Below are 26,424 nucleotides of genomic sequence, written 5' to 3' on the forward strand. Positions count from 1 at the left end.
AAGTGCTCCTTTCTATATAAAGAGAGATTTAATGCACGGTTAAACGATACATATTATTATAAATATACTTTTTAAGCGAAAATTAGTAAATTCGGAATACAGATAGTGTTGCGGTTGTATCGCCTGTGTTAGGAATAGAAATAGTGTTTGCTGTAGGCTGTATAGAAATCGTTGTACCAGCTTGTAAAGTAACAATTGTAGAGAAAGAAACAGCACTACCGATAACGTTAGTTGAGAAATTACGAGTAGGTGGTTGACCATTGAATGAAATACCGAATCCAAATGGTGAAGACCCTGGGAAAGTTGTAGACGCTGAGAAACTAATATCATATACGCCTGTTTCTAAAATTGTTAAAGTATCTGAAGTATCATTGAAAGAGATATTAGTTAATTCAAACACTTGATTGAATTGAAGGTTTGTTCCAGGTGATATAGTTTGTGGATTTGAGTTTCCGATTGCCGCGATTGTTACAGGAATTGGTGTACCCGCTGGTCCGGTTGCACCAGTAGCACCAGTAGCACCTGTTGCGCCTGCCGGTCCTTGAGCACCAGTAGCGCCAGTAGCCCCTGCTGGCCCTTGAACACCTTGAGGCCCTTGAGGTCCAGTAGCGCCAGTAGCCCCTGCAGGTCCTTGAACGCCTTGAGGTCCAGTAGCACCGGTAGCCCCTGCTGGCCCTTGAATACCTTGAGGCCCTTGAGGTCCAGTAGCGCCAGTAGCCCCTGCAGGTCCTTGAACACCTTGAGCACCAGTAGCACCGGTAGCCCCTGCTGGCCCTTGAACACCTTGAGGTCCTTGAGCACCAGTAGCACCAGTAGCACCAGTAGCGCCAGTAGCGCCAGTAGCCCCTGCTGGCCCTTGAACGCCTTGAGGTCCTTGAGCACCAGTAGCGCCAGTAGCCCCCGCTGGTCCTTGAACACCTTGAGGTCCTTGAGCACCAGTAGCGCCAGTAGCCCCCGCTGACCCTTGAACACCTTGAGGTCCTTGAGCACCAGTAGCACCTGTTGCGCCTGCCGGTCCTTGAGCACCAGTAGCGCCAGTAGCCCCTGCTGGCCCTTGAACGCCTTGAGGTCCTTGAGCACCAGTAGCGCCAGTAGCCCCCGCTGGCCCTTGAACGCCTTGAGGTCCTTGAGCACCAGTAGCGCCAGTAGCCCCTGCTGGCCCTTGAACGCCTTGAGGTCCTTGAGCACCAGTAGCGCCAGTAGCCCCCGCTGGCCCTTGAACGCCTTGAGGTCCTTGAGCACCAGTAGCGCCAGTAGCCCCCGCTGGCCCTTGAACGCCTTGAGGTCCTTGAGCACCGGTAGCCCCTGCTGGCCCTTGAATACCTTGAGGCCCTTGAGGTCCAGTAGCGCCAGTAGCCCCTGCAGGTCCTTGAACACCTTGAGCACCAGTAGCACCGGTAGCCCCTGCTGGCCCTTGAACACCTTGAGGTCCTTGAGCACCAGTAGCACCAGTAGCACCAGTAGCGCCAGTAGCCCCCGCTGGTCCTTGAACGCCTTGAGGTCCAGTAGCGCCAGTAGCGCCAGTAGCGCCAGTAGCCCCTGCAGGTCCTTGAACGCCTTGAGGTCCTTGAGCACCAGTAGCGCCAGTAGCCCCTGCTGGCCCTTGAATACCTTGAGGCCCTTGAGGTCCAGTAGCGCCTTGAACACCTGCAGGTCCTTGAGCGCCTTGAGGTCCTTGAGGTCCAGTGGCACCTTGAGCCCCCGCTGGTCCTTGAGGCCCAGTAGCCCCCGCCGGTCCTTGAGGCCCAGTAGCGCCAGTAGCACCGGTAGCACCGGTAGCACCCGTAGCACCCGTAGCGCCTCCGCCTCCAAGACAACCTGATCCGTATTGAACTAGGATAGCTTGGATCTCTGTTATGAGTTTAACTAGTTTGTCGGTCGTACAACAATCTACTTTGAATAACTTAGCGATATACAATAAATAATTAAGCAGACTTTGTAGTTCAACGTATAATGCTCCGCATGAGAAAGGTGTTGTTCTTAAAATAGTTAATAGATTAGCAATGATAGAATTTCCAATTTGTTTTTGTGCTGGGGATAAATCTAAGCAATTGAGGAACTTTTGTAAGTTATTGAGCGCAGCTATCAAGTTATCGATATTAGTTTGAGAAGGGTTCTGAAAGACAGCTTGAATAGCTTGGCCAAGAACTTGAAGGAGTCTAACAAATTCTGTAAGTTCGGACTTAGAGATGTTAATATGACTACAAGCTCTGACTTCGCAACAGTCATTACCATAAAATACTTTTCCTTTATTTTTATTGTTCATCTTTTCATTCCTTTCTTTCATAGAATCAATAGTCATTACTATATATTAAAATGAAATTTATACTGAATTCGTGATGGACAAACTACCATTTCTAAAAAAATAAGAAATTGGCCCGCTTGGCAAACAAATAAGTAAGATATAGAGAAGGTTTCATATAATGTAAAGAAGAAAAGTTCAACATAAAAAACTGCATGTCGATTGTTAAGGGATTTAACAATTCACATGCAGTTCGTGGATTGGATTTTATTTGTCTTGATTTAATCTTTCAAGGGCTGTTTTAGGTAAGATTGGAATTGAAATAGTAAAAGTAGTACCATCTTCATTGCTAGTCATTTTTAATGTACCATTATGATTTTGAATAATTTTTTTCGTTACTGCCAAGCCGAGTCCTGTACCGGAATCTTTTGTTGAGAAGAATGGATCAAAGATATATTCTTGAATCGCTGGTGGAATACCAGTCCCATTATCAGTGAAAGTAATACGAACAAAATTATCAAGGCGGTAACTAGTAATTTGTATAGAAAGTTTTTTTTCTCCTTGAGCATCGACAGCGTTCTGGAATAAGTTTAAAAAAACTTGCACAAGTTCATGACGATCAATATGAACTAAAATATCATCTAATTCGGTAGAAAAATTATAATCAATTGAAATGTTATGTAAAAAGACTTCACTAGCTAGTAACTGTTGAATATACTCACGTAAAAACGTATTAATGGGAAAGGGTTCTCTTGTAAATTCCCGTGTTTTTGAAATAGATAAAAATTTTGTAATGATACTATTTGCGCGATCTAATTCAGGAATAAGTAAGTTTTTAAATAGTTCTTTATTAGATGGAGAAACATTTTCTTGTAAAAATTGTAAATATCCTCGTACGGTTGTAAGAGGATTACGTACTTCATGCGCAATACCAGCCGCGATTCGCCCTGCTAACGAAAATTTTTCTGCATCACGTTCTGTGTTTAAATAATGAAAAACACTAATAACCCTAAAAATCTCTCCGTTATAATCACGAATAATTCGGTTATTTAAAATGCCATAGTTTTTGTCTAAAACTTCTTCATTATATATTTCTGTGCCTGTTCTTAATGTTTCTAGAGCTTTAATTTTTTCTTCAGGCAATTTTAGTAATTGTTGAATTGGTTTTCCAATTATATCATTTCGTACTACACCAAAATCATCTGCTGCAGCCTGATTACATAAAGTTATATTTCCTTTATTATCAACAAAGGTTACATGATGTGAAAAAGCATCAAAAATATGAATAAAGTATGTTTCAAGTTGTTTAAATAAAAATAATGAATCGCAAGTAAGTTGAAAGTCAGCCTCTTTATTCTCTTTTTGTATGTTTTGAATGGAATGATTCGATCTCGTTTTCTTTATTTGTAAACCAATATGTGGATTTTTATATGTGAAATGATGTGGTAATTGATTTACAAGTTCTTCATAAAAACGTACTTTATTCTCTAGTTCTTCTATTCGTTTTTCATGAGATATAATATCATCGTTTGGAAGCATAAATAAATAACCCCTCAATTTAAAAATTCTTCCATCTAGTATATCATATTTTTATATGAATACTCTTAAAGATGGGACTACTTAATGAAATTGATTGGTCAAAGTGTTCAGAAAGTGGGTAGAATGGATAGAAAGTGAAGTGAAAAAGGGAGGAATATATTTGCTTTTCATTGGAGTAACAGGGTGGGGAGATCATGATTCTTTATATATAGACCCCTATGAAAATAGAAATAAATTACGAACATATAGTGAGTATTTTCCTATAGTAGAAGTGGACAGTTCATTTTATGCGATGCAACCTGAACGAAATTATACAAAATGGGCAATGGAAACACCGAAAGATTTTTCTTTTATCGTAAAAGCATATCAAGGAATGACAGGACATATGAAAGGAGAGATTCCTTTTTCTACGTTCGATGAGATGTTTGATGTATATAAACAATCTATTCTTCCTTTAATTGAAGCTAGTAAATTAAAAACGATTTTATTTCAATATCCACCATGGTTTGATTGTAAAAAGAAGAATGTAGATTTTCTCCGATATACGAAAGAAAAAATGGAAGGTTTGCCGTGTGCGATAGAATTTCGAAATCAAACATGGTTTTATCCAGAAATGAGAGATAAGACGTTACAGTTTCTAGAGCAGGAGAAATGGATTCATACAATTTGTGATGAGCCACAGGCAGGGATGGGGTCAGTACCGCTCGTATTAGAAGTAACGAGTGCAGAGATGGTGTTAATACGCTTCCATGGCCGGAATGTTCATGGCTGGCTTGATAAAGGAGAAAATTGGAGAGCGGTTCGTTGCTTATATCGCTATAACAATAAAGAATTAGAAGAATGGGTAGAAAGACTAGAACAATTAAAAAAGAAGACAAAGGACATATATGTACTATTTAACAATAATTCAGGCGGAGATGCAGCTGATAATGCGAAACAGCTTATGAAAATGATGAACATTACATATGGTGAGCCAAAGCCTGAGCAATTAAATTTGTTTGAGTGATAATAAACAAGAAAGGCACTGTACAAACAGGGGGAATGTACAGTGCCTTTCTATATGAAAAAGAGGGGTAACAATGTTACTGAGCGTTTGGTTGATTCATCAATTGTTGGCTTCGTAATAAATGATAATGGTTATCATTATCATTGTCAATAGTTTTCCTAAAAATAAATAAAAAACTTTTTAGGAGATAGGAGCGATAGGGAGATCTCTAATAGAAGTTTGGCTGAAGTAATGAGTTGTTTCGAGGTAAATTTCTAGCAAACTCCTGATAACGTATAAAAAAAGAACAGCAATTAATGCTGTTCTTTTCCAGTGATGAATTGTTGTAAATCAAAAGGAGTTATCGCTTGGATAAATTCTTTTGAGATAAGTGTTTGAACAAGAGTGCTCTCAGAAATAGAAGCACCTGTTTTCTTTTCATAAGCTTGTTTTAATAAATCAAGTTTTTCAGCCGTTTCTTTCGGTAATTCAATTGTTAAAGTGTTCATAATTTCTCCCCCTTACTATTAGAGTACCACTACAATATAGGAGAGACAAGAAAAGAGAATGTGAAACATAAAAAAGGTTACCATTTATAAATGGTAACCTTTTTTATGTATAAGAGTTATTAAGCAATACCGATATACTTTAAAGTTTTTGATGGAGTACTATGATCAAAGAAGTGTTGTAAAAATGCGATATCAACACCTGATTTGTATGCACAATATCCCCAAGTTTTTCGAAGTGTATGTGAGCTAATCCCTTCTAATCCAACTTCTTTTGCAGCTTTGTTTAAAATGTACCACGCATGTTGTCTCGTAATAGATTTTGTTCCTTTTTGAGACTTTAATAATGGTTCATTACGTTTCCAAGTTTTACGTTCTTTCATGTAGTCTTCGATTGCGTGCTGTAAGTCTTCATTTACAGCGAACCATTTATGTTTCTTTACTTTTTCATTGTAAAATAAAATGGAATGGCGAACATTTTCATTTTCATCGATTACATCACTAACTTTTAATTGTAAGATTTCACTTACTTTTAAGCCAGAATTTACAGCTAATACGAATAATAAGCCATCACGTTTCGAAGATTGTAAAAGTATATTTTTGATAGTTTCTAATTGTTTTTCATTTTGAATAGGTTGTCCTGCTTGTTTCATTTCACGCACTCTCCTCTTTTATATGTGTAAAGGAAAGGATTAACTTGTTTCTAACTATAAAGGGAGAGTGTGAATTTCATGTGAACTCCTAGTGAAATTAAGACAAATTATTTGACTTCTTTTACTTTTTGTAAATTAAAGTAGAATACAACACTATTAGTCGTATTATATACACCATACTCGGCATGGTGGAGGTCTAAAATATTTTTAACAATAGATAATCCAAGACCAGTACCACCAGTATGACGGCTACGCGATGCATCTAAACGGTAGAAACGATCCCAAATTTTTTCAAGACTGTCTTCTGGAATAGGGTTTCCTGTGTTTTCAATTTCAACTTTTACTGTATCTTCCATTTCTATAACGGAGACTTGTATTTTTTCTCCATCTGGCGTATAGCGAATTGCATTGCTAAGTAAGTTCACAACTACTTGTTCAATTCGACTACGATTCGCTTTCACAAATATAGAAGGGTCTACATCTATATTCACTTGTAAATGTTTTTCCTCCATGCTAAATAATAACTTTGTATAGACTTGTTGAATTAGTTCACCGATTGAGAATGTCGTCATATCTAGCTTGTACGTACCTGATTCTAATTTTGCTAATTCTAACATTTCAACAATAAGTCTGTTCATGTTTTCGGTTTCTTCTAAAATAACATCTGTGTAATACGTCGTATCTTTACTAACGCCATCTTTAATTCCTTCTGCGAAACTTCTAATTACACTAAGTGGTGTTTTTAATTCGTGTGATACACCAGAAATGAATTCTTTTCGCGTTTTCTCTAATTGACGTTCACGTTCAATATCTTGTTGTAATTTTGTATTGGCAACATTTAATCGATCAATTCGGTCTTTTAAATTTACAGATAACGTATTAATACTACCGGAAAGCCCTCCAATTTCATCGTCTGCTGTTACAGGTAATTTCTCGCTAAAATCAAAATTGGCCATTTTTTTTGTAACACGATTCATTTTAATTAATGGTTTCACAATGATTTTTGAGTAGTAGAAGGATAATAAAATAATTACGAGAAATACGATGATTAAGGCATAGACATAATAATCTTTCAAAACGAGCATCGCTTCATTAACAGGTTGCAAGGATGCTATCGCAAAAGCATATTCTGTAATCTCTCCATTTTTCATAATAGGTTTTACAAAGATACTATTCTTTATATTCTCCCCGCTATCTATTATATAAGTGTTTAATTGCTGCGAGTTAGCAGTGCCATTTCTAATAAGCTCTGCAAAATATTGAACGGCTTGCAATGTTTCAATATCATTTGCAAGACGAACCTCCGCTTTCGATGGAAGTTGTAACTTAGAGATCGTACCAGTAAACTCAATTTGAGTAACAGTTTTGTATCGGTTTGTAAGTCTATTTTTAGAAGGGTTACCATTAATAGATGAAAAATCTGAATTGGTATATTCGTTTTGCCATCGATTGTAATTTGTTGTCAATTTTATTGGTGTTATTGTTTTGTTTTGTAGCAAACCGACGACATTTATCACATCGTCTTTTTTCAATCCTAAGTTTTCGAATTTCTTATATTCTTCGGGTGTTAAAAGATTATTGAGCGGAATAGAATATGTCTCATTATTTTTAGGATTAAATACGTCAATATAGTAATTGTTGTCGCTTTTAATAATGCCATTCGTATTTAAAAATTGCATGTCAGCATTTGTTTTATCATGAAATTCTTGTTTTAGTTTTCGAATTTCTTCATAAGTTTTCCCACTTTTTTCGTACGTATCTACGAACTTTTCAAAAGCAGTTTGAACTGTTTTTACTTTTTTATTAATATAAAATTTCTCTAAAAATAGAGATTGTCCTAGGAAAAAGAGGAGGAATATGATTGTAAATAATGTTGATGTTAATAAAAATAGTTTAAAGACGATACTTCTGTTTTTCACTGCGTCACCTCTTGTGAGAAATACTGTAAATGATTTCTTTATTATAACAAATGGTACAAAAAAGTAGAGGAGAAAATCTGTCTCTTCTGAAAGTAGTTTTTAATAAAAAGTCACATAAAAAGAACTCGACAGACGTATGACGAGTTCTTTAATGTATTATTGTTGAATTGCTGCATCTAAAGCGATTTCAATCATTTCGTTAAATGTAGTTTGACGCTCTTCAGATGTTGTTTCTTCACCAGTGAAGATGTGATCACTTACTGTTAAGACAGATAATGCATTTACACCGTATTTCGCTGCTAATGTGTAAAGCGCAGTTGTTTCCATTTCTACTGCTAGTACACCGTAATCTCCAAGCTTTTTCACCATGTCCATGCTCTCACGGTAAAATACATCTGCTGTTAAAACGTTACCAACACGAACGTGTAGGCCTTTTTCAGTTCCAGCATCGTAAGCTTTTTTTAGAAGGTCGAAGTTTGCAGCTGGTGCAAAATCAAATCCTGGGAATGTTAAACGGTTCATATTAGAATCCGTACAAGCTGTCATTGCAATAATAACGTCACGTACTTTTACGTCTTTTTGAATAGCACCGCAAGTTCCAACGCGAATTAAATTTTTAACTCCGTAGCTTTGGATTAATTCGTTTACATAAATAGAAATAGAAGGAACACCCATACCTGTACCTTGCACAGATACACGTTTTCCTTTATAAGTTCCGGTGAATCCTAACATTCCACGTACGTTATTATAGCAAGTAACGTCCTCTAGAAATGTTTCAGCAATATATTTTGCACGCAATGGATCACCAGGTAATAGAATAGATTCAGCGATTTCACCTTGTTTTGCTTCAATATGTACACTCATGAAAAGTCCTCCTTATAATGTATTGATAGAAATCAATATCATTTGCATTATACACTATGAATCCTTTCAATTAAAATCTTTTTTATCCTTTGTAATATGTGCAAAACAGAAGGATTTCATAAATCATAATCTAGAATATATATGAAAGAAGTTTTGTATGAATAGAGACTATAAAAATGGTAGGTGATGTTTTGAAAAATCTTGTCATTGGACTTGTTGCTTTGTTATTTATTGTGGTAGGTGGATTTTACATAAAAAAGTATCAGGAAACTACAGAGACTGTAGGTGATGTTCAGGAAGTAAAATGGGATGTATCAAATGGAAAAGGAAATAAGAAAACGGATATTTCATTTCAATTATTAAATAATAAAAATAGCGAAGTTCGTGGTGTGAATGATCAAATTCGTGCAGTTATTGTAGACGGACAATTAAAACACGTACAACAAATGAAACCTACATTCGCAGGAAATGGATCATATAAAGTATCTTCTAAAATAGCGAAAGATGAAGGCTATACAATATTTTTATATGAAGACAAAAATAAGTCTGTGCAATCATTTGCGAAGAAAGATTTTGGGAAAGAAATAGACGAGAAAAATAAGAAAAAAGTAAAATTTCCAATCGATAGTGTACTTACAAAAAAAATAGGGGAGTATGAAGTTTCTCTATTATTTGGTGCATTGCATCCGAATGAGCCAGTGACGTTAACATTTCAATTTCAAGCGAAAAAGGGTGAGAAATTGAAACTACATGCAGAGAGAGGAGAAGTGGAGGCGCTCTATATCGTGGACGAAACGAGAGAAAACTTTTTATATGCAATCCCTGTTGATACAGATGAGCAATTACAATATCGCATTACATTTCCTGCTGAAGGAACGTATAAAATATGGGGAGATTTCTATATAAATGGAAAGAAATATGAAAAAGAATTCATTGTACAAGTTCAAAAAAGAAAAAACAGCTAACTATTTAGCTGTTTTTTCTTTTTCCTATTAATTTTGTTACAGAGAGCATTGTAATTGGTAAAGAATGATTCTTTCTAAATGCTAAATATTTACCGCTCCATGTTGGTTTATATTTTTCTTTAAAATGTCGTAACCCGCTGAAACTATATGTGTAACGAACATTATTAAAGATGGCAGCAGCAACCCGTTCAGACCAGAAAGATTGTGTCGATAAACCTACATTTGAAAGTGGTGCCATACCAATATTAAAGGAGTGGTATTCATTTTCTTTTGCCCACTGGAATAGGTGGATGAAAATGGCATCCATAATGCCGCTAGGCGCATCTGGATAATAGCGCATTAAATCAACAGACAATGATCCGTCTTGATATACGGGCATAAATGTCGTGAATGCAATGATTTTTCCATCTGCATCAGATAATGTAGCGATAGGAGCACGGCTAATATATTCACGATCAAAGTATCCGAGTGAGAAGCTTTTCTCTTTTTTTCCACCGAGCCACGCATCTGAAACTTTTCGTAATTCTTCAAATAATTCGTTTGAGAACGGTGGCTGGTGAATAGAGAATGTATAGCCCTCTCGTTCAAAACGGTTGAAAGTTGCTCGCATACCGGCGCGTTTTTTTCCTGTTATTGTAAATGTATTCAAATCAACGACAGCTTCTTCACCAAGCTTAAAGAAGTTGTAACCAAAATCATGATATAAACTCATCCATTTACTTTCGATTTGGTAGAATACACAAATGTATCCAAATCGGTCAGCTTCAGCTAAAAACTCTTGTAACACAGTACGGTAGGAGGAAGGATCTCCAATTGGATCACCTAGTACAACAAGACGTTTTCCAGTTATAGAGAAGAGAAGGAGCGCTTTCCCATCGCTACTGAAGAAGAATTGTTTATCACCTAAAAATCCTAAATGACTAAGTACATTTCCGCCATGTTCATCTAAAAAGTTTTGCAATCTTTTATCATTAGCTGGTTGCCCGGGAAATTCATTTCGATAACGATTAGCAATGAGTGAGCCAATCAATAAAAATGTAGGAACGAAAAAGGCAGCAGCTAATGCACTTCGTTTCACTTGCGTAATATTACGAACGACAAAATCGGGTTTAAAAGCTTCTTTTGCACCTGCAAATAAAATACCTAAGTTTTTATATAAATATAAAGTTATAAGTAAGAATATAAAAACTTTTACGATATCAGAAAGTGAGACTTCCATTTTCTCGCGTACAAATCTTTTACGAAGCATATATAATACAGCGAGTACAATTAATAAAATAAACGTTTCTTCAATATCAATCCCTTTTAGCGTATTAAAGATAGCTGCTCCGATTAAAGAAATAATCGTCATATAGTAAGAACGCTTTGTTCCATAATATATGCCTCGTGAAAGGATCAGGAGGAGAATACCGAATGTTAGTGATAAGCTAAAAGAAAATTGAATAAGATGTTTTGGAGCTAGAATATGTAAGGCGTGTGCTCTGTTTATACTTGTCGGTAGAATGGTCGATAAAATAACCATTAATCCAGCAAATACTGTTAAAGCAGCAGAGGCCCACGAACCTAGTTTTCCTAGAAAATCACGCTGCAAAGTCCATATAACACCAGTTGTTTCTAATGCAGGCGCAATAAAAGGCTTATCTTCAAACTTTTTAATGGCCACGCCTGTCATTTCAAAAGCTGCAAAAATAAGACCAAGGCAGAATGGTAAAATGTAATAGACGAGGCGATATAATAACATAGCAGGTAGTAATACGCCTGTATCAATGCCATATTGTCCGAGCCCAGTTAAAAAGACAAGGTCAAATGAACCAAGTCCACCAGGTACAAGACTAACAACACCAGCTAAAGCAGCGATTACATACACACCTAAAAACTTTTGAAATTCGATATCAATGCCAAATAATATTAGTATGACGTACATAACAATACCAGCAGATACCCACTCAACTAATGAAACTAATGAGTATAAAACAGTTGGATTTTTCTCTTCTTCTCGTTCATCTTGTCCTTCGGTTTGCTTTGGTTTTCTATTTTTTAGTTTAGAAAAGCCAATGTATATAGGGACGAAAAGGGCGAAGAAGATCAAAACAGGCCATAGCCACGGTTTTTCATGCAAAATAAAACTTGTGTCTAATATTCCAATAAGGCCGAGGAATGAAAGAATAGCGAGTCCGTTAATAAAAGCAGTTGTCATCCAGGCGATACTTTTAATCAGCTTGCCATTTTCTTTTATGTATGGACGATAAAGCATCGTACGTACACCCGCTCCAACGAGACCACCAAATCCAATAAATCCATTTAAGGTATTAGCAATCCATGAGATACGAAAAATCTTTTGGACAGGTATATCAGCTTTTAAATAACGAAGCATAACATAGTCGTAAAAGAACATTGTTGATACGGCAAATGCACCAAGTGTAATGGCTAAAAAGACTCCTCCGGTTGGAATGTTTTTAATTGTATTGATTGCTTCTAAAAAAGAAATGCCTGCTAATTCTTTTTTTGCTTGAAAGAATACAATTGTTAATACAACAAATGGGAAGATAATTTTCCCGATTTGTAAGAAACGTTTCCATGAAAACGACATAAATACAACTCTCCTTGTATAAGAAAACTGAGACAATAATATTATTATGACAAACTTCAAGAAAAATAAAAAGGTAAATTCCTGTATAAGGAAGCTATTTTTTATAAGGGTTATATTTAAAAGAGTATTTCGTTTGTCAGAAAATTAAGTTAAAATAAATTGAAAGAAGGAAGAGAGGGGAAGTAGATGATTATAATAGGTTATGCGGGATATGAGCTAGAGAAAGCAAAACCTAATACGTCAGAAGATTTTTTTAATAGATCTGAAGTGACATATATATTAAATGATAAAGAAAGAACCTTTTCTGTTTTATATGTTCGGTATTTTGAAGAAGTTGTACAAGAAATTACTCCTTTTGAAGGAAATCCGGTATGTAAAGTAGAAAATCAAGACATATATTTGCGGGATATTGTAGCGATCTGTTGTTTACTGAAAGAGAATGAGCTTCGCATGCAAAAACGTTTGTATTTAAATAATATAGAAGAATTCCAACAATATTTTGATGAGGAAATAGTCGTGAAAGTACAAGAAATATTGGCTGAATTACATAAAAATAAAAGAGTAGAAATAGAGTGAACTGGCAAAGGAGAGGGAAAAATGTCTAATCTAATGGTGGAAAATCAAACAGAACAAGTTTCTATGTTTTTAGAAGATGTTATTCATTTGATAACCAATTATGTAAATTATCATACGTTGCCTTCTTTATTAGAAGAGACACCGGCAGGAAACGAACAATATTATAAAGGGTTATTAGCGTCAATAAGACGTCTTCTCGTTTTTTGTGAAGAAGGACATGATGCGTGTTTTGTTTTGTTAAATAGCCAGCCATTTCGAAAGACAGCAGCTGAAAAGATTTTATATAAAATTTATCATCAAGTAATTGCAGAGTTTTTTTCACCAAAGAGTGATCATTGGTATGAAAATAGTCGGTCTGCTTATACAGGGAAAAACTCCATCGTTTTTCAACAAACACCACCTGCATCTGTAGAGGAAGTAATGAAGAGCTTAGAGGGGAAATTCCAATTGATGCGTGAAGAATTAGAATATTATGAGACGGATTATCAAACAAAGATGTTACACAAATATTAACTGCGACAAAGAAGCTGAGGGGACTTAGCTTCTTTTCCTTTTGTACAGTTATATAAGAGATTTCCTTTGAATATATTTAAGGGGATAGCATTAAGGAGGTGTAACATGAGTCAGCAAGGTGTATTCACAGATTACTTTCATGAAGTAGAAAGCTGGTGTGAAAGTGTTCTTCACGTATTAGATAGCCGTGCAATGGAAGTGTATGATGTCCATATGCTTGCTTATAAAATTCAAACGTTATTAGACCGTATGAAAGAGCATGAGTATGATACAGATGCAGAGTTTATGTATGAAATAAGTGATGATGTAGAACATATTCAGCATCATTTGCAGGAAGTATTCGTGCAGGGGGAAGAGGAATATGAACTATGTGAAAGAGGGGATAGTGAACGAGCTGTTCCAATTGGAGGGCATACACTCCCACCACTACCTTATCCATATAATGCGTTAGAACCGTATATTTCTAGAGAAATTATGATGTTACACCATGATAAACATCATCGTAGTTACGTGGAAGGATTAAATAAGGCAGAGAAGATGATGGAAGAAGCGAGAAAAACAAATCAATTTGATTTAATTAAGCATTGGGAAAGAGAAGCTGCTTTTCATGGATCAGGTCATTACTTGCACACAATATTTTGGAATAACATGAAAAAAGGTGGCGGCGGAAGTCCAAGAGGGGCTCTTTCACACCGGATTGAACAAGATTTTGGAAGTTTCTTGCGTTTTCAAAAACATTTTACAGAAGCAGCCTCTAAAGTGGAAGGTTCAGGATGGGCAATTCTCGTTTGGGTTCCGCGATCGGGAAGATTAGAAATTTTACAGAGTACACTACATCAATTATTTACACAATGGGATACGATACCGCTCCTTGTACTAGACGTGTGGGAACATGCGTATTATTTACAATACCAAAATCGAAAAGATGAATATATTAAAAATTGGTGGAATGTTGTAAATTGGCCGGATGTAGAAAAAAGATTTGAAAGTGCAAAACAAATAGAATGGACACCTTATTAGACGCAGGTTCTCTGCGTCTTTTTTATTGGAAGGAGAGGGAGATTTCGTTCATATTTTAAAAGGCCAAGCATACACTTGTACAAAAAGTGCCAAAAGGACGTGGGGGGAAATATGAGACGAATTTGTGTAATCATTACGCTTCTTATTATGTACGCAAGCGTTATACCAATTCCTACATATGCAAAGATGATCAGCAATGTTAGTGCTCGAAATGCTGTATTAATGGAGCAACAGTCAGGTCGCGTATTATACGGAAAAGCAGAACATGAGCCGCAAAAGATTGCTAGTATAACAAAAATTATGACTGCCTTGTTAGCTGCTGAGTCAGGAAAAATGAAAGAAATGGTCTCGGTTAGTAATGAAGCAGTGAGAGTAGAAGGCTCAGCAATTTATTTAAAGCCTGGACAGAAAGTAAAATTAGAGGATTTAGTATATGGACTCATGCTTAGATCTGGTAATGATGCAGCACAAGTAATTGCTGAAAATGTAGGAGGGAGTATAGAAGGGTTTGTATATTTAATGAATGAAAAGGCGAAACAAATTGGAATGAAAGATACTCACTTTTCAAACCCACATGGTTTGGATGGAGATGGATCCCATTATTCGTCGGCCTATGATATGGCACTTTTAACAAGGTATGCAATGGGGAACGAAACCTTTAAGAAGATTTTTGGGACAAAAACGTATAAATCAGATTCGTGGGATTATCCGTGGAAAAACAAACATAAACTTGTGACGTCTTATTATGAATTTGCAACAGGGGGAAAAACAGGTTTTACGAAGAAAGCAGGAAGAACGCTTGTTACAACAGCATCAAAAGATGGACTAGATCTAATTGTCGTAACTTTGAGCGCTTCTAGTGATTGGGATGATCATATGAATTTATTTGATAAAGGTTTTGACCGTTTCGAACAAACAAAAGTTTTAGGACAAGGAGCACTTGCTGAAATAACCGAAAAGAAATACGCCAATCATGTTTACACGAAAAATAGTTTTTCAGTACCTTTAACTGAAGAAGAAAAAAAGAGCGTAGTATTAAAAGTTGAACTAGATAAAAGTGCAAAGCTTGTGGATGGAGTAAAGGTTGGAAAGACAGACGTTTATGTTGGCAATGAGAAAGTTGGAGAACGGAATTTATTTTATAGTAAACGAAAGTTAGTAGCTACAACGGGAATGTACTGGAATAATGTGAAAGAAATTTTTTCTTACATGATAGGTGTTGGGAACGATGGTTAATCTCGTATGGGTAGCGATGGCTGTCATTGGGATTGTGTATGCGATGATAAATGGAACAATGGAAGAAATAAATAAAGCTGTATTTGATGGAGCGAAAGATGCGGTAACGATTTGTATAGGACTCATTAGTGTTTTAGTATTTTGGCTCGGCTTAATGAAAATTGCAGAGGAAGCCGGATTGTTAAAAAAGTTAGTGGCACTTTTTATGCCGATAGTAAAAAGGCTGTTTCCAGAAATACCGAAGGATCATCCGTCAATGGGATTTATTTTATCAAATATGATGGCAAACTTTTTTGGTTTAGGTAATGCAGCGACCCCTCTTGGCATTAAAGCGATGGAACAATTGAAAGAGTTAAATGGAGGGAAGGATTCGGCGAGCCGTTCTATGGTAACGTTTTTGGCATTAAATACATCAGCGATTACTTTAATTCCTACGACCGTCATTTCGATTCGAATGACGTATGAATCAGCAAATCCAACTGAAATTGTTGGGGTAACATTCATTGCACAAGTACTCTCTATGATCGGAGCGATTTGGATTGACCGCTATTTTTACCGAAGAAGGAGTAGGAAGGGGCGGAAAAAATGAGCATTGTCAATACGATATCATTATGGGTAATCCCTTGTGTCATTGGTTTTATCCTTCTATATGGCACGATAAAGAAAGTTCCGACGTATGAATCGTTCGTTGAGGGGGGAAAAGAAGGGATTCAAATTGCAATCTCTATTTTACCGTTTATGGTTGGAATGCTCGTATCTATTTCTATATTTCGAGCTTCAGGTGCATTAGATGCAATGATATCAGTAATGAAGCCGATGTTAGATTTAATTCATGTCCCAGCAGAAATTGTTCCACTAGCACTTATACGTCCTATTTCGGGCTCTGCTGGTTTAAGTATTACGACCGATTTAATTGCGACGTATGGACCGGACTCGTTCATTGGGAGATTGGCTTCTACGATGCAAGGGAGTACAGACACAACTTTTTATATTTTAACAGTATACTTCGGAGCTGTTGGAATTAGAAAAATGGGAGATGCATTAAAAGTAGGACTTTTTGCCGATTTAATCGGAATTATTTGTTCGATTGTATTTGTTTCTCTATTGTTTCAGTAATGCTATTCATTTTTTATGCTATTTCGCTTATAATACGTATACGACCACTATTAAGGTGTTGCTTAATAGTGGTTTTTTTATGCGGTATTTTTGACAAAATAATGAACTTTTATTGTGAGCAATATGAAAAATATGGACAATAATAAAAGGTAAAAACATGATTTGACCTTTATATGTTTATTATCATCGCTATGTTGTTTAAGTAAGATGGAGCAAAAAGCCGTCAAGCGTATGCGGTTGCCAAGTCTTTCTAATGTAAGGTAAGATAAATTCGAGGTGAAAAAAAGAAATGGAACGATTACAAAAAGTGATTGCGCAAGCAGGTATTGCATCGAGAAGAAAGGCTGAGGAATTAATTCAGCAAGGAAAAGTGAAAGTTAACGGAAAAATAGTGAAGGAGTTAGGAACGAAAGTAACTCCTCAAGATAAAGTAGAAGTAAATAACATCCCTCTTGAAAAAGAAGAACCTGTTTATTTTTTACTATATAAACCAACTGGCGTAATTTCAAGTGTATCAGATGATAAAGGAAGAAGTGTTGTAACAGACTTTTTCCCGGAAATTACACAACGTTTATTCCCAATCGGACGTTTAGATTATGATACGTCTGGCGTATTATTAATGACAAACGATGGGGACTTCGCAAACGTATTAATGCACCCTAGATATAAAGTTGAAAAAACATATGTTGCAAAAATAAAAGGGCCTCTAACAGGTGAAAAAATCCGCATGTTAGAACGCGGTGTGATGTTAGAAGACGGAAAAACAGCACCAGCACGTGTGAAGATTATTTCTTGGGACAAGCGTAAAGAAATGGCGATTGTACAATTAACAATTCATGAAGGACGTAACCGTCAAGTACGTCGTATGTTTGAAGCGTTAGATTGTAAAGTAGTGAAACTAAAGCGTGAACGCTATGCTTTCTTAGAAGTAGGAAGCCTGCGACCTGGTGATGCAAGAGAATTGACACCACATGAGGTAAAACAATTACGTGCATTGGCTTCTACAAAGCCTCGCTAATCGATATTGTGAAAATTTCACCAGTGGAATGCTCCGCTGGTGATTTATTAAAAAATACATATATTCATCACTCGTCGAAGAGAGGGGAGACAATATGAAAAAAAATCGCTTATTATTTCGCGTTATTATTCTGCTCATTTTATGTGGTGCTGTAGGATTTACACTTTATCAAGGATATTTCTCTAAAGAAGAGAAAATGGAAATTGGAAAAGAAGCACCTAACTTTGTTGTGACAGATTTAGAAGGAAAGAAAATTGAGCTAAAAGATTTTAAGGGAAAAGGTGTATTTTTAAACTTTTGGGGTACGTGGTGTAAACCTTGTGAGAAAGAAATGCCTTATATGAATGAACTATATCCAAAGTATAAAGAAAAAGGCGTTGAAATCATTGCGTTAGATGCAGATGAAACGGATATTGCTGTTAAGAATTTTGTGAAACAATACGATCTTAAGTTCCCTGTTGCAATCGATAAAGGTGGAGAAATTATAAAAACGTATGGAGTAATACCATTACCAACAAGCTTCTTGATTGATAAAGATGGTAAGGTGATTCAAGAGATTAAAGGTGAACAAACGAAGGAACAATTGGAGGAGTATTTAAAGAAAATCAATCCGTAATAAAGAAAACCTTTACATACAAGGCGCTTACCTATAGTGCCTTTGGTTTAAAAATTCTGAGTATTGCGGTAACTTGAGGTTAGAATATACAATAGTACATATAGATACAGGGGCGGTGAGAGTGTTGAAAGAAATTAAATGTGAATGTGGACATGTGAATCCGATAGGAACTGTTTTTTGTGAAGCTTGCGGGAAACCATTTGAAAGCAATGAAAATATAAAACTATTGGATATGCGCTATGAGGGGAGTGCTCGGAGATCTCTCACGCAAACAAAAACGATTATTGATAAAATTTGGAGCTTTTTCTCTTCTGTAAAAGTCGGTGTATGGCTCATTGTAATCACTTTAGCTGCATCGGCGATAGGGACTATTTTTCCGCAAGAAATGTACATAACTCCAGGAATTGCACCAGCTGAATATTATAAGCAAGAATACGGATTTTTAGGGCAATTATACTATCAATTAGGTTTTAATAATTTATACGGTTCATGGTGGTATATGATGTTAATTGCTTCAATTGGTATTTCTCTTGTGATATGTAGCTTAGATCGTGTCATTCCACTTTATAAAGCTTTAAAGAAGCAAGGGGTAAAAAGACACCCTAGCTTTTTAAAGAGACAGAGATTATATGGCACTGGTACACCGCAAGAGGGAGATTTTGAAAAAGTTCAAAAGAATTTAAAGAAAACGAACTATAATGTGAAAGTGGAAGACGGAAACGTTTTAGCAGAAAAGGGACGTTTCTCGCGTTGGGGTCCATATGTAAATCATATCGGTCTTATTATCTTTTTATTCGGTGCGATGCTTCGTTTTTTACCGAGTATGTATGTAGATGAAACGCTTTGGTTACGTGATGGTGAAACGAAAGAAATACCAGGGACGGATGGCCAATATTATTTAAAAAGTGAGAAGTTTATAAAGGAAGTTTATGATAAAAGTAAGGACAAGGAGGTTTTTGATGAAGCAATTGACCGTGTAGGTGATAAAATGATTGCGAAAAACTTCCAAACGAATGCCGTATTATATAAAGCGGTAGGTGAAAAGATAGCTGGACAAAAACCAAAATTGGAAAAAGTAAAAGAAGTTGAAATTCGAGTAAATGAACCGCTGAAATTTGATCAATTTGCTGTTTATCAATTGAGTTATAGAGAAAATGAATTTAAAAGTATGTCCTTCCGTTTGCAAAATAAAGAAAATAATCAAAAGTGGGGACCGATTAAAGTTGATTTAACAAACCCTGCAGAAAAATATGATTTAGGAAATGGTTATTCTTTAGAACTATTAAGCTATTTCCCTGATTTTTATTTTGATGAGAATGGAAGACCAAATACAAAAACAAAATTACCAAACAACCCTGCATTTGTATTTAAAATGTTTACACCTGAAACACCAGATGGTGAAGTGAGTTTTGTTGGTATTCAGCAAAATATAGAACCTGATGGGAATAACAAATATAAAATGTCCTTTGCAGGTGTGGAAATGCAAAATGCAACAGCACTTACTGTAAGAAAAGATTTAACGCTTTGGATTCTCGGTATTGGAGGGTTTATATTTATGGTTGGTGTCATTCAAGGAATGTATTGGAATCATCGCCGTATTTGGATACAACGCGTTAATGATGAATGGTGGATTGCAGGACATACGAATAAAAACTGGTTCGGTTTAAAGAAAGATATTGAAAGAGTACTAGAAGGTACAGCAATTCCGCAACCAAATGATAAAGTAGTCGATAAAAAAATTAGTTAAGGTGGGGAAACGATATGGTGCAAATAAGTAGTAACTTTCTCTTTACCGCATTTATTTTATATTTAATTGCCACTCTATTTTTTGGGGGAGCAATTAAAGAAAAGGGTCATAAATGGGCAAATGTAGGAATAACGATTACAATTTTAGGGTTTATTGCACAAACGGTATATTTTGTTACAAGATGGATTGCATCAGGTCATGCGCCAGTTAGTAACTTTTTTGAATTTGGTACGTTTTTCGGCATGATGCTTGTCGGAGCATTTATTGTCATGTACTTTATGTACCGCGTAAGTATAATCGGACTATTTGCATTACCAGTTGCGCTTTTATTAATTGCTTATGCAAGTATGTTTCCGAGGGAAATATCACCGCTTATTCCATCTTTAAAAAGTAATTGGTTACATATTCACGTGACGACTGCGGCTGCAGGACAAGCAATTTTAGCAATTAGTTTTATTACGGGCGTTATGTATTTATTGAAAAATGTAGATCAATCAGTGAAAAGTAAACGTACATTTTGGCTAGAGACGGTAGTATTCACACTTGTTTGTACAGTTGGGTTTATTGGAGTAACAACGGTATATTCTAGTATGAAATATGAAGCAAAGTTTCAATGGATTGATAAAAATGAACAACAAGTGGAAATGAAATACAATCTTCCGGCTTTAGTGGGGCCGCATGAAGGGAAGTTACTGACAGACAATAAATTAGAGCCGACAGTTGAAGTTCCGGCGATTGTAAATGCGAAAAAATTAAATACTGTTATTTGGTCAGTGTTAGTCGGAACGTTACTCTATATTGTATTAAGACTAATTTTACGTAAACGAGTATCAGCGGCACTTCAGCCGTTAGTGAAAAATACGAATAGCGATTTGTTAGATGAAATAGGATATCGTTCTATTGCAATTGGATTCCCAGTTTTCACATTGGGTGCATTAATTTTCGCCATGATTTGGGCTCAAATAGCGTGGACACGTTTTTGGGGTTGGGATCCGAAAGAGGTTTGGGCACTTATAACGTGGCTCTTTTATGCGGCGGTATTACATTTACGTTTATCAAAAGGATGGCATGGAGAGAAGTCAGCATGGTTAGCGGTAATTGGTTTTGCAATCATTATGTTTAACTTTATTGTAGTAAACTTAATTATCGCGGGTTTACATTCATACGCATAGAGAAATAAAATAGGAGAGTGTATGTCACTTTCCTATTTTATTTTTGTCAACTTTTCTTCTTTTTTGAGAAAAACATGACAAAGTAGCGGTTGATTTTGTAAAATGATGTCGAGGACATTATATACTGTTCAAAAAAAATACATAGTTTTGGAAAAAAATTGAACAAACTTTATTATTCTTGTGAAGCATAATATGGGAAGTGAAACATTTAGAAGATTGCTTAAATAAACGAGAATAGCGCAACATAATAGTATAGAAGGGTAGGTGTGAACCGTTGTGGTAAAAGTACGCAACGGGTAGAAATGGAAAATGAATCAAGAATTTTAATTGTAGACGATGAGGATCGTATTCGTCGTTTGTTGAAAATGTATTTAGAGAGAGAACAATACACAATTGAAGAAGCAGACAATGGTGATACAGCTTTAGAAATGGCGCTGCAAAATGATTATGATTTAATTTTATTAGATCTTATGATGCCTGGTAAAGATGGTATCGAAGTATGTAAAGGGGTTCGTGAGAAGAAAGCGACGCCAATTATTATGTTGACAGCAAAAGGTGAAGAAGTAAATCGAGTACAAGGGTTTGAGGTAGGAACTGATGATTATATTGTGAAACCATTTAGTCCACGCGAAGTAGTGCTTCGCGTGAAAGCGGTCTTACGCCGTTCTGTACCAACAACATTCTTTACACAAGATACAACGACAAAAGATGTTACTGTGTTCCCTCATTTAACAATTGATAATGATGCACACCGTGTTACAGCAGATGGTAATGAAGTGAATTTAACACCGAAAGAGTACGAATTACTATTATTCTTAGCGAAAGCGCCTGATAAAGTATTCGATCGTGAGCAATTGTTAAAAGAAGTATGGCAATATGAATTCTTCGGAGATTTACGCACAGTTGATACGCATGTAAAGCGTTTACGTGAGAAGTTAAGCAAAAAATCACCAGATGCTGCGAAGATGATTGTTACCGTTTGGGGCGTAGGTTATAAGTTTGAGGTTGTGAACGACTGATGCTTTGGAGAAGTGTAGTAGGGAAGTTATGGATGACCATATTACTTCTCGTTTCGTTCGTGCTTGGATTTGTTGCGATTTTACTTTCACAGTTTTTTAGAACATATTATGTAGATATGAGTGAAGCTAGGCTTCAAAAAGTTGCAACAAGTGTTTCAGAGTTAATTGAAGAAGGTGCCGATGTAAAAACGATTGAGAATATCGCATACAAATTCTCTGATCCACTTTCAAGGATCATTATTGTAGAAGATGGTAAAGAAATATCTTCTTCACCGAAACAAGAAGGATTAGTCACTCTTACAATGGATGACTTAAAAGAAGATAAAGAATTAGCGGCTGTTTTTACAGACAAAAAAGAAATTAAGAATAACATTAGAAAAGCCTCTAATAGTAGAAAGAATAAAAATACTGAAAATGATATTATGATTGTCGGAAAACCAGTGCAGTCAAAAAATGAAAGTGCAGTGTTTGTATACGAATCTTTACAAGTACCGATACAAGGTATGGAAAGAACGACTGATTTTATATTCCTATCAGCAGGGATTGCGATTATATTAACAACTTTCTTTGCGTTCTTCTTATCTACTCGAATTACAGCACCACTTCGTAAAATGCGTGAGGTTGCTTTTGAGGTGTCGCGTGGGAAATTTGATGCGAAAGCTCCTATGGTATCTCAGGACGAGATTGGTGAGCTTGCAACGGCCTTAAATCAAATGGGGAAACAGTTGAAGTTTAATATGAATGCCCTGCAGCAAGAGAAAGAGCAGTTAGCTAGTATTTTAAGTAGTATGGCAGATGGGGTTATTACATTAAATCAAGAAGGTGAAGTCGTTGTAATCAATCCGCCGGCTGAACATTTCTTACAAGTTTGGCAAGAAGAAAAAGAGATAGAGCTCAGTAAAAAACTACCTTCTGAACTTGTTGAACTATTCCATCTCGTTGTAGAAAGCGAACAACAACAAGTGGTTGAAATTAATTTACAAAAAGGTAACTATGTAGTTCTTATGACGCCGCTTTACAATCAAACGAAAATTCGCGGGGCTGTAGCTGTATTGCGTGATATGACGGAAGAACGCCGTCTTGAGAAGATGCGTCAAGACTTTATTGCGAACGTATCACATGAACTTCGTACACCGATGGTCATGCTTCAAGGGTATAGTGAAGCAATTTTAGATGATATTGTACAAACGAAAGAAGAAATTAATGAGTTTGTTCAAATCATTTATGATGAATCCGTTCGTTTAGGGAAACTTGTAAATGAATTGTTAGATTTAGCGCGTATGGAAAGTGGTAATGTAGAGTTACATATAGGTGAAGTTGATATTCATCCTTTCGTTGAAAAAATAGGTCGTAAATTCCAAGGGATTGCGAAGGATAAAGAAGTCGCGTTAACAGTTGATTTCAAAGATCCAATTGAGCAGTACCCGTTTGATGCAGATCGTATGGAACAAGTATTGACGAATTTAATTGATAACGCAATACGTCATACGAACGCAGGCGGACATGTAACGCTTGTAATTGATACGAAAAATAATGGTCTTATTTTTGAAGTGCAAGATTCAGGCGCCGGTATTCCAGAAGAAGATATTCCATTTTTATTTGATCGTTTCTATAAAGCTGATAAAGCAAGAACACGTGGAAAAAAAGGTGGAACAGGACTCGGGCTTGCGATTGCAAAAAATATTGTGCAAGGTCATGATGGGAAAATTGCTGTTTCAAGTGTTGTTGGAGAGGGAACTACATTCTCTGTCTATTTACCGAATCGTATAATTTAGATATTTGTTTTTAAAGTTGATAATGAATAAAGTTCTACTGTTTTTTATTTTTTTGTAAAATCAATTAAATAAATAATAGTAGAACTTTTTTTCTAACTTAGTCGAATGAAGAATAATGAGAGGGGTGTCGTAAAGCGATGAAATTATATACAAAAACAGGAGATAAAGGAACAACAAGTGTAATAGGTGGCAGAGTGGATAAAGATAATATCCGAGTGGAAGCATATGGCACGATAGATGAGGCGAATTCTCATATTGGATATGCGATGACTAAACTACAAGGCGGGGTTTTCGGAGATATTTACAATGAACTTGAAACGATTCAACATGAACTATTTGATTGCGGGGGAGACTTGGCGATAGTAGGTGAGAAAATTCCTTATAAAGTAAAAAATGAAATGGTCGAAAACTTAGAAGGTAGAATTGATTCATATATAGAAGAAGCACCGCCGCTAGAGCGCTTTATTTTACCAGGTGGAAGCGAGTCGGCAGCTGCTATTCATATTGCACGTACAGTTGTAAGGCGAGCAGAACGATGTATCGTGTCCTTGCAAAAGGAAGGAGAAATAAATGCAGTTGTTCTAAAGTATGTCAATAGATTATCTGACTATTTATTTGCAGTAGCTAGAGTAATAAACGCTCGATTACAAGTAAAAGATGTAGAGTATAATCGCAGTGCAATCGTTTTTCGTGATAAGAAAGAGAAGGAAGTGGAGTGATTCACTTTCTTTTTTTTGTATACTTTTTTCTGTAATATACCAAAATAGAGAAGGTATGGTTGTAATTAGAAAACGGAGGATGTATATGAAAGCTTTAAAATACGGCGTCATGTTATTGACAGTACTGTTTTTATCTCAATTACATGTGTACGCAGAGGGAAATCAATGGGCATGGCCTGTTGAAGGACAGATAAGTGATTATTTTGGGACAAGGCACGGAAAACACTACGGTATAGATATAGCGGCACCGATCGGCGCGCCTGTGTCAGCTATTCAAGAAGGGAAGGTAACAAAGTCTTATTATTCAAGTAGTTATGGAAACGTTATATTTATTAAACATGGAGAATATGAGGCTGTGTATGCACATTTAAATAAGAGATATGTAGTTCAAGGGGATTATATTTCAAAGGGAGAAATAATTGGAGAAGTAGGAAATACAGGAGAATCCCGAGGTGCACACTTACATTTAGAAGTTCATCAAGGAAGATGGACGATGGCAAAAAAAAATGCGATGAACCCATTGCTTGTTTTACATGAACAAAGAAATGAAGCAGTTTCTTCATCGTTATACGTCGTCCAAAAAGGCGACACTCTAGTTAGCATTGCGCGGAAATTTAGAATGTCCGTTAAGGAAATTCAAGAAAAAAATGGGTTGCAACAAGAGCTCATTTATCCAAATCAACAATTATATGTAAAGTAAAAAAAAGAGCTAGTTTAACTAGCTCTTTTTTACCAAAAAATAAAGACACATATAAATCCAGAAATAGCTAAGTAGCTATATAAGTAAAATACTTTCGCTCTTGTTTTTTCGTTTGTTCGAAATAGTACAATAGTCGGTTCAATTAAACCAATTGTCAAACAAAGTAAACCAAGAAGCATACAACCGATTGAAATAGAGTACAGGGCGATTTGTGGTCCTTGAAATGGAATCATCCATTTTAATAAAAATGCAATGAGTGCAGTATAGCAAATGCTGCCGATGTATTTATTCAATGGTGCATTAGAACGGAAACCAGGAAGTTTTTTTAAGAAAGAGCGGGAAACAACTTCAGTTTGTAAAGATGTATGCTCTTCGATTATTTTTTGAGCTTCTTTTCCTTTTTGGAAAAGGGATAATATCCAGTTTCGCTCACCTTGAAAAATAAATTGTGAAGTTGTTAAATAATGATCCACCTTCACTTTATTCCAACTCTTCCACGGATGACGCTCACATAATTTTAATTTACTTTCTGTCTTTTTATCATACTGATAAATACTGATGCCATCTTCATCGAAAGCAGCATAGTATGTCTCGCTTGAGAATGTGCCTAAATCAATTGGACAGTAGAAAAGTAATTCTTTTTTTAAGTAAAAGTATTCTTTCCTTAAGTTTTTTTTCATTGTTTCTCGAATAGAGTGTCTCTTCTCTTTCTTCATGACATTTCCTCCATAATCCAGAAAATGTTCTTATCTTAACAATTCAACATCTTATCACTTTTAATTATATATGACTAGGGGATTCATAGGAGAAATGCCGAATACTAAAAAATATGGAGTGTATTGTAAAATATAATGAATGATTTTGATTATGTAAAATCAATAACTTATTTTTAATAAGTTACGATTTTTTTGTTCACAATACGATCATGTTGTTG

Annotated in this window: 24 protein-coding genes; 16 read left to right on the forward strand and 8 right to left on the reverse strand. The window is 35.9% G+C overall.

Going from position 1 to position 26,424, the window contains the following annotated elements:
* Positions 1-82: 82 nt before the first annotated feature.
* Entirely contained in the window at positions 83-2,266 is a 2,184-nt protein-coding gene (locus PDQ40_RS00420) for a Gly-Xaa-Xaa repeat protein (protein ID WP_270691166.1), read from the reverse strand.
* 243 nt (positions 2,267-2,509) lie between these two features.
* Positions 2,510-3,781, reverse strand: coding sequence for an ATP-binding protein (locus tag PDQ40_RS00425; RefSeq protein WP_000937251.1), 1,272 nt, complete (start codon positions 3,779-3,781; stop codon positions 2,510-2,512).
* Between the two features lie 160 nt (positions 3,782-3,941).
* On the opposite strand from PDQ40_RS00425, the gene PDQ40_RS00430 reads away from it, so the two are divergent.
* On the forward strand, positions 3,942-4,787 hold the full coding sequence (locus PDQ40_RS00430; RefSeq protein WP_000897346.1) for a DUF72 domain-containing protein: 846 nt from the start codon (positions 3,942-3,944) through the stop codon (positions 4,785-4,787).
* 293 nt (positions 4,788-5,080) lie between these two features.
* Here the strand turns inward: PDQ40_RS00430 and PDQ40_RS00435 are convergent, their stop codons facing one another.
* The 4 genes from PDQ40_RS00435 to deoD all read right to left on the reverse strand — a co-directional run bounded on the left by PDQ40_RS00435 (position 5,081) and on the right by deoD (position 8,708).
* Entirely contained in the window at positions 5,081-5,275 is a 195-nt protein-coding gene (locus PDQ40_RS00435) for a DUF3924 domain-containing protein (RefSeq protein WP_001094858.1), read from the reverse strand.
* A 119-nt stretch (positions 5,276-5,394) separates the two neighbouring features.
* Positions 5,395-5,925, reverse strand: a complete 531-nt coding sequence (locus PDQ40_RS00440) for a tyrosine-type recombinase/integrase (RefSeq protein WP_000806236.1) — start codon at positions 5,923-5,925, stop codon at positions 5,395-5,397.
* Positions 5,926-6,032: 107 nt separating this feature from the next.
* Positions 6,033-7,844: a sensor histidine kinase gene (locus PDQ40_RS00445; protein ID WP_000797533.1), complete on the reverse strand. Its 1,812-nt coding sequence runs from the start codon at positions 7,842-7,844 to the stop codon at positions 6,033-6,035.
* A 156-nt stretch (positions 7,845-8,000) separates the two neighbouring features.
* Positions 8,001-8,708, reverse strand: coding sequence for a purine-nucleoside phosphorylase (deoD, locus tag PDQ40_RS00450; protein ID WP_000110707.1), 708 nt, complete (start codon positions 8,706-8,708; stop codon positions 8,001-8,003).
* Positions 8,709-8,884: 176 nt separating this feature from the next.
* On the opposite strand from deoD, the gene PDQ40_RS00455 reads away from it, so the two are divergent.
* Positions 8,885-9,673 carry a hypothetical protein gene (locus tag PDQ40_RS00455; protein ID WP_000232619.1) on the forward strand — a complete coding sequence of 263 codons (789 nt, stop codon included), beginning with the start codon at positions 8,885-8,887 and terminating at the stop codon, positions 9,671-9,673.
* A gap of 4 nt (positions 9,674-9,677) precedes the next feature.
* Here PDQ40_RS00455 and mprF read toward each other — a convergent pair whose 3' ends face one another.
* A complete protein-coding gene (mprF, locus tag PDQ40_RS00460; protein ID WP_000010862.1) occupies positions 9,678-12,263 on the reverse strand; it encodes a bifunctional lysylphosphatidylglycerol flippase/synthetase MprF in 2,586 nt (861 codons plus the stop codon).
* A 186-nt stretch (positions 12,264-12,449) separates the two neighbouring features.
* Between mprF and PDQ40_RS00465 the strand changes: the two genes are divergently transcribed.
* The 14 genes from PDQ40_RS00465 to PDQ40_RS00530 all read left to right on the forward strand — a co-directional run bounded on the left by PDQ40_RS00465 (position 12,450) and on the right by PDQ40_RS00530 (position 25,490).
* Complete coding sequence (locus PDQ40_RS00465) at positions 12,450-12,839, forward strand: hypothetical protein (protein ID WP_000583786.1); 390 nt, start codon at positions 12,450-12,452, stop codon at positions 12,837-12,839.
* A 21-nt stretch (positions 12,840-12,860) separates the two neighbouring features.
* The gene (locus PDQ40_RS00470) at positions 12,861-13,352 is read left to right on the forward strand and encodes a YpuI family protein (protein WP_000067567.1); all 492 of its coding nucleotides are present in this window, start codon (positions 12,861-12,863) and stop codon (positions 13,350-13,352) included.
* Positions 13,353-13,457: 105 nt separating this feature from the next.
* Positions 13,458-14,372: a superoxide dismutase gene (locus PDQ40_RS00475; RefSeq protein WP_000082669.1), complete on the forward strand. Its 915-nt coding sequence runs from the start codon at positions 13,458-13,460 to the stop codon at positions 14,370-14,372.
* A gap of 111 nt (positions 14,373-14,483) precedes the next feature.
* Positions 14,484-15,608: a D-alanyl-D-alanine carboxypeptidase DacB gene (dacB, locus tag PDQ40_RS00480; RefSeq protein ID WP_001252619.1), complete on the forward strand. Its 1,125-nt coding sequence runs from the start codon at positions 14,484-14,486 to the stop codon at positions 15,606-15,608.
* The gene (gene spmA / locus PDQ40_RS00485; protein WP_000247808.1) at positions 15,601-16,197 is read left to right on the forward strand and encodes a spore maturation protein SpmA; all 597 of its coding nucleotides are present in this window, start codon (positions 15,601-15,603) and stop codon (positions 16,195-16,197) included. Before dacB ends, spmA begins: the two co-directional genes overlap by 8 nt.
* On the forward strand, positions 16,194-16,724 hold the full coding sequence (gene spmB / locus PDQ40_RS00490; protein ID WP_000029510.1) for a spore maturation protein SpmB: 531 nt from the start codon (positions 16,194-16,196) through the stop codon (positions 16,722-16,724). Before spmA ends, spmB begins: the two co-directional genes overlap by 4 nt.
* Before the next feature lie 289 nt (positions 16,725-17,013).
* Positions 17,014-17,742 (forward strand): 23S rRNA pseudouridine(2605) synthase RluB, encoded by a 729-nt coding sequence (rluB, locus tag PDQ40_RS00495; protein WP_000440555.1) that lies wholly within the window; start codon positions 17,014-17,016, stop codon positions 17,740-17,742.
* 94 nt (positions 17,743-17,836) lie between these two features.
* Positions 17,837-18,358, forward strand: coding sequence for a thiol-disulfide oxidoreductase ResA (gene resA / locus PDQ40_RS00500; protein ID WP_214328713.1), 522 nt, complete (start codon positions 17,837-17,839; stop codon positions 18,356-18,358).
* 121 nt (positions 18,359-18,479) lie between these two features.
* Positions 18,480-20,105, forward strand: a complete 1,626-nt coding sequence (gene resB / locus PDQ40_RS00505; RefSeq protein WP_000910531.1) for a cytochrome c biogenesis protein ResB — start codon at positions 18,480-18,482, stop codon at positions 20,103-20,105.
* Positions 20,106-20,119: 14 nt separating this feature from the next.
* Positions 20,120-21,277: a cytochrome c biogenesis protein ResC gene (gene resC, locus PDQ40_RS00510; RefSeq protein WP_046197257.1), complete on the forward strand. Its 1,158-nt coding sequence runs from the start codon at positions 20,120-20,122 to the stop codon at positions 21,275-21,277.
* A 302-nt stretch (positions 21,278-21,579) separates the two neighbouring features.
* Positions 21,580-22,296: a DNA-binding response regulator ResD gene (gene resD / locus PDQ40_RS00515; RefSeq protein ID WP_000426862.1), complete on the forward strand. Its 717-nt coding sequence runs from the start codon at positions 21,580-21,582 to the stop codon at positions 22,294-22,296.
* Entirely contained in the window at positions 22,296-24,071 is a 1,776-nt protein-coding gene (gene resE, locus PDQ40_RS00520) for a sensor histidine kinase ResE (protein WP_000964667.1), read from the forward strand. Before resD ends, resE begins: the two co-directional genes overlap by 1 nt.
* Positions 24,072-24,208: 137 nt before the next feature.
* Positions 24,209-24,790, forward strand: coding sequence for a cob(I)yrinic acid a,c-diamide adenosyltransferase (locus PDQ40_RS00525; protein WP_103141835.1), 582 nt, complete (start codon positions 24,209-24,211; stop codon positions 24,788-24,790).
* An 85-nt stretch (positions 24,791-24,875) separates the two neighbouring features.
* Positions 24,876-25,490, forward strand: a complete 615-nt coding sequence (locus tag PDQ40_RS00530) for a peptidoglycan DD-metalloendopeptidase family protein (protein ID WP_046197259.1) — start codon at positions 24,876-24,878, stop codon at positions 25,488-25,490.
* A 29-nt stretch (positions 25,491-25,519) separates the two neighbouring features.
* Here the strand turns inward: PDQ40_RS00530 and PDQ40_RS00535 are convergent, their stop codons facing one another.
* A complete protein-coding gene (locus PDQ40_RS00535; protein ID WP_000711807.1) occupies positions 25,520-26,206 on the reverse strand; it encodes a hypothetical protein in 687 nt (228 codons plus the stop codon).
* Between the last annotated feature and the right edge of the window lie 218 nt (positions 26,207-26,424).

This window comes from Bacillus cereus group sp. Bc061 (assembly GCF_027715825.1).
Lineage (GTDB): Bacteria > Bacillota > Bacilli > Bacillales > Bacillaceae_G > Bacillus_A > Bacillus_A paranthracis.

Coding starts and splice junctions, on each gene's coding strand:
- rluB (WP_000440555.1), top strand. CDS start 17,014: ATGGAACGATTACAAAAAGTGATTGCGCAAGCAGGTATTGCATCGAGA.
- PDQ40_RS00475 (WP_000082669.1), top strand. CDS start 13,458: ATGAGTCAGCAAGGTGTATTCACAGATTACTTTCATGAAGTAGAAAGC.
- PDQ40_RS00455 (WP_000232619.1), top strand. CDS start 8,885: ATGGTAGGTGATGTTTTGAAAAATCTTGTCATTGGACTTGTTGCTTTG.
- PDQ40_RS00440 (WP_000806236.1), bottom strand. CDS start 5,925: ATGAAACAAGCAGGACAACCTATTCAAAATGAAAAACAATTAGAAACT.
- spmB (WP_000029510.1), top strand. CDS start 16,194: ATGAGCATTGTCAATACGATATCATTATGGGTAATCCCTTGTGTCATT.
- spmA (WP_000247808.1), top strand. CDS start 15,601: ATGGTTAATCTCGTATGGGTAGCGATGGCTGTCATTGGGATTGTGTAT.
- PDQ40_RS00530 (WP_046197259.1), top strand. CDS start 24,876: ATGAAAGCTTTAAAATACGGCGTCATGTTATTGACAGTACTGTTTTTA.
- deoD (WP_000110707.1), bottom strand. CDS start 8,708: ATGAGTGTACATATTGAAGCAAAACAAGGTGAAATCGCTGAATCTATT.
- dacB (WP_001252619.1), top strand. CDS start 14,484: ATGAGACGAATTTGTGTAATCATTACGCTTCTTATTATGTACGCAAGC.
- mprF (WP_000010862.1), bottom strand. CDS start 12,263: ATGTCGTTTTCATGGAAACGTTTCTTACAAATCGGGAAAATTATCTTC.
- resE (WP_000964667.1), top strand. CDS start 22,296: ATGCTTTGGAGAAGTGTAGTAGGGAAGTTATGGATGACCATATTACTT.
- PDQ40_RS00420 (WP_270691166.1), bottom strand. CDS start 2,266: ATGAACAATAAAAATAAAGGAAAAGTATTTTATGGTAATGACTGTTGC.
- PDQ40_RS00470 (WP_000067567.1), top strand. CDS start 12,861: ATGTCTAATCTAATGGTGGAAAATCAAACAGAACAAGTTTCTATGTTT.
- PDQ40_RS00435 (WP_001094858.1), bottom strand. CDS start 5,275: ATGAACACTTTAACAATTGAATTACCGAAAGAAACGGCTGAAAAACTT.
- resD (WP_000426862.1), top strand. CDS start 21,580: ATGGAAAATGAATCAAGAATTTTAATTGTAGACGATGAGGATCGTATT.
- resC (WP_046197257.1), top strand. CDS start 20,120: ATGGTGCAAATAAGTAGTAACTTTCTCTTTACCGCATTTATTTTATAT.
- PDQ40_RS00525 (WP_103141835.1), top strand. CDS start 24,209: ATGAAATTATATACAAAAACAGGAGATAAAGGAACAACAAGTGTAATA.
- PDQ40_RS00465 (WP_000583786.1), top strand. CDS start 12,450: ATGATTATAATAGGTTATGCGGGATATGAGCTAGAGAAAGCAAAACCT.
- PDQ40_RS00425 (WP_000937251.1), bottom strand. CDS start 3,781: ATGCTTCCAAACGATGATATTATATCTCATGAAAAACGAATAGAAGAA.
- PDQ40_RS00535 (WP_000711807.1), bottom strand. CDS start 26,206: ATGAAGAAAGAGAAGAGACACTCTATTCGAGAAACAATGAAAAAAAAC.
- resA (WP_214328713.1), top strand. CDS start 17,837: ATGAAAAAAAATCGCTTATTATTTCGCGTTATTATTCTGCTCATTTTA.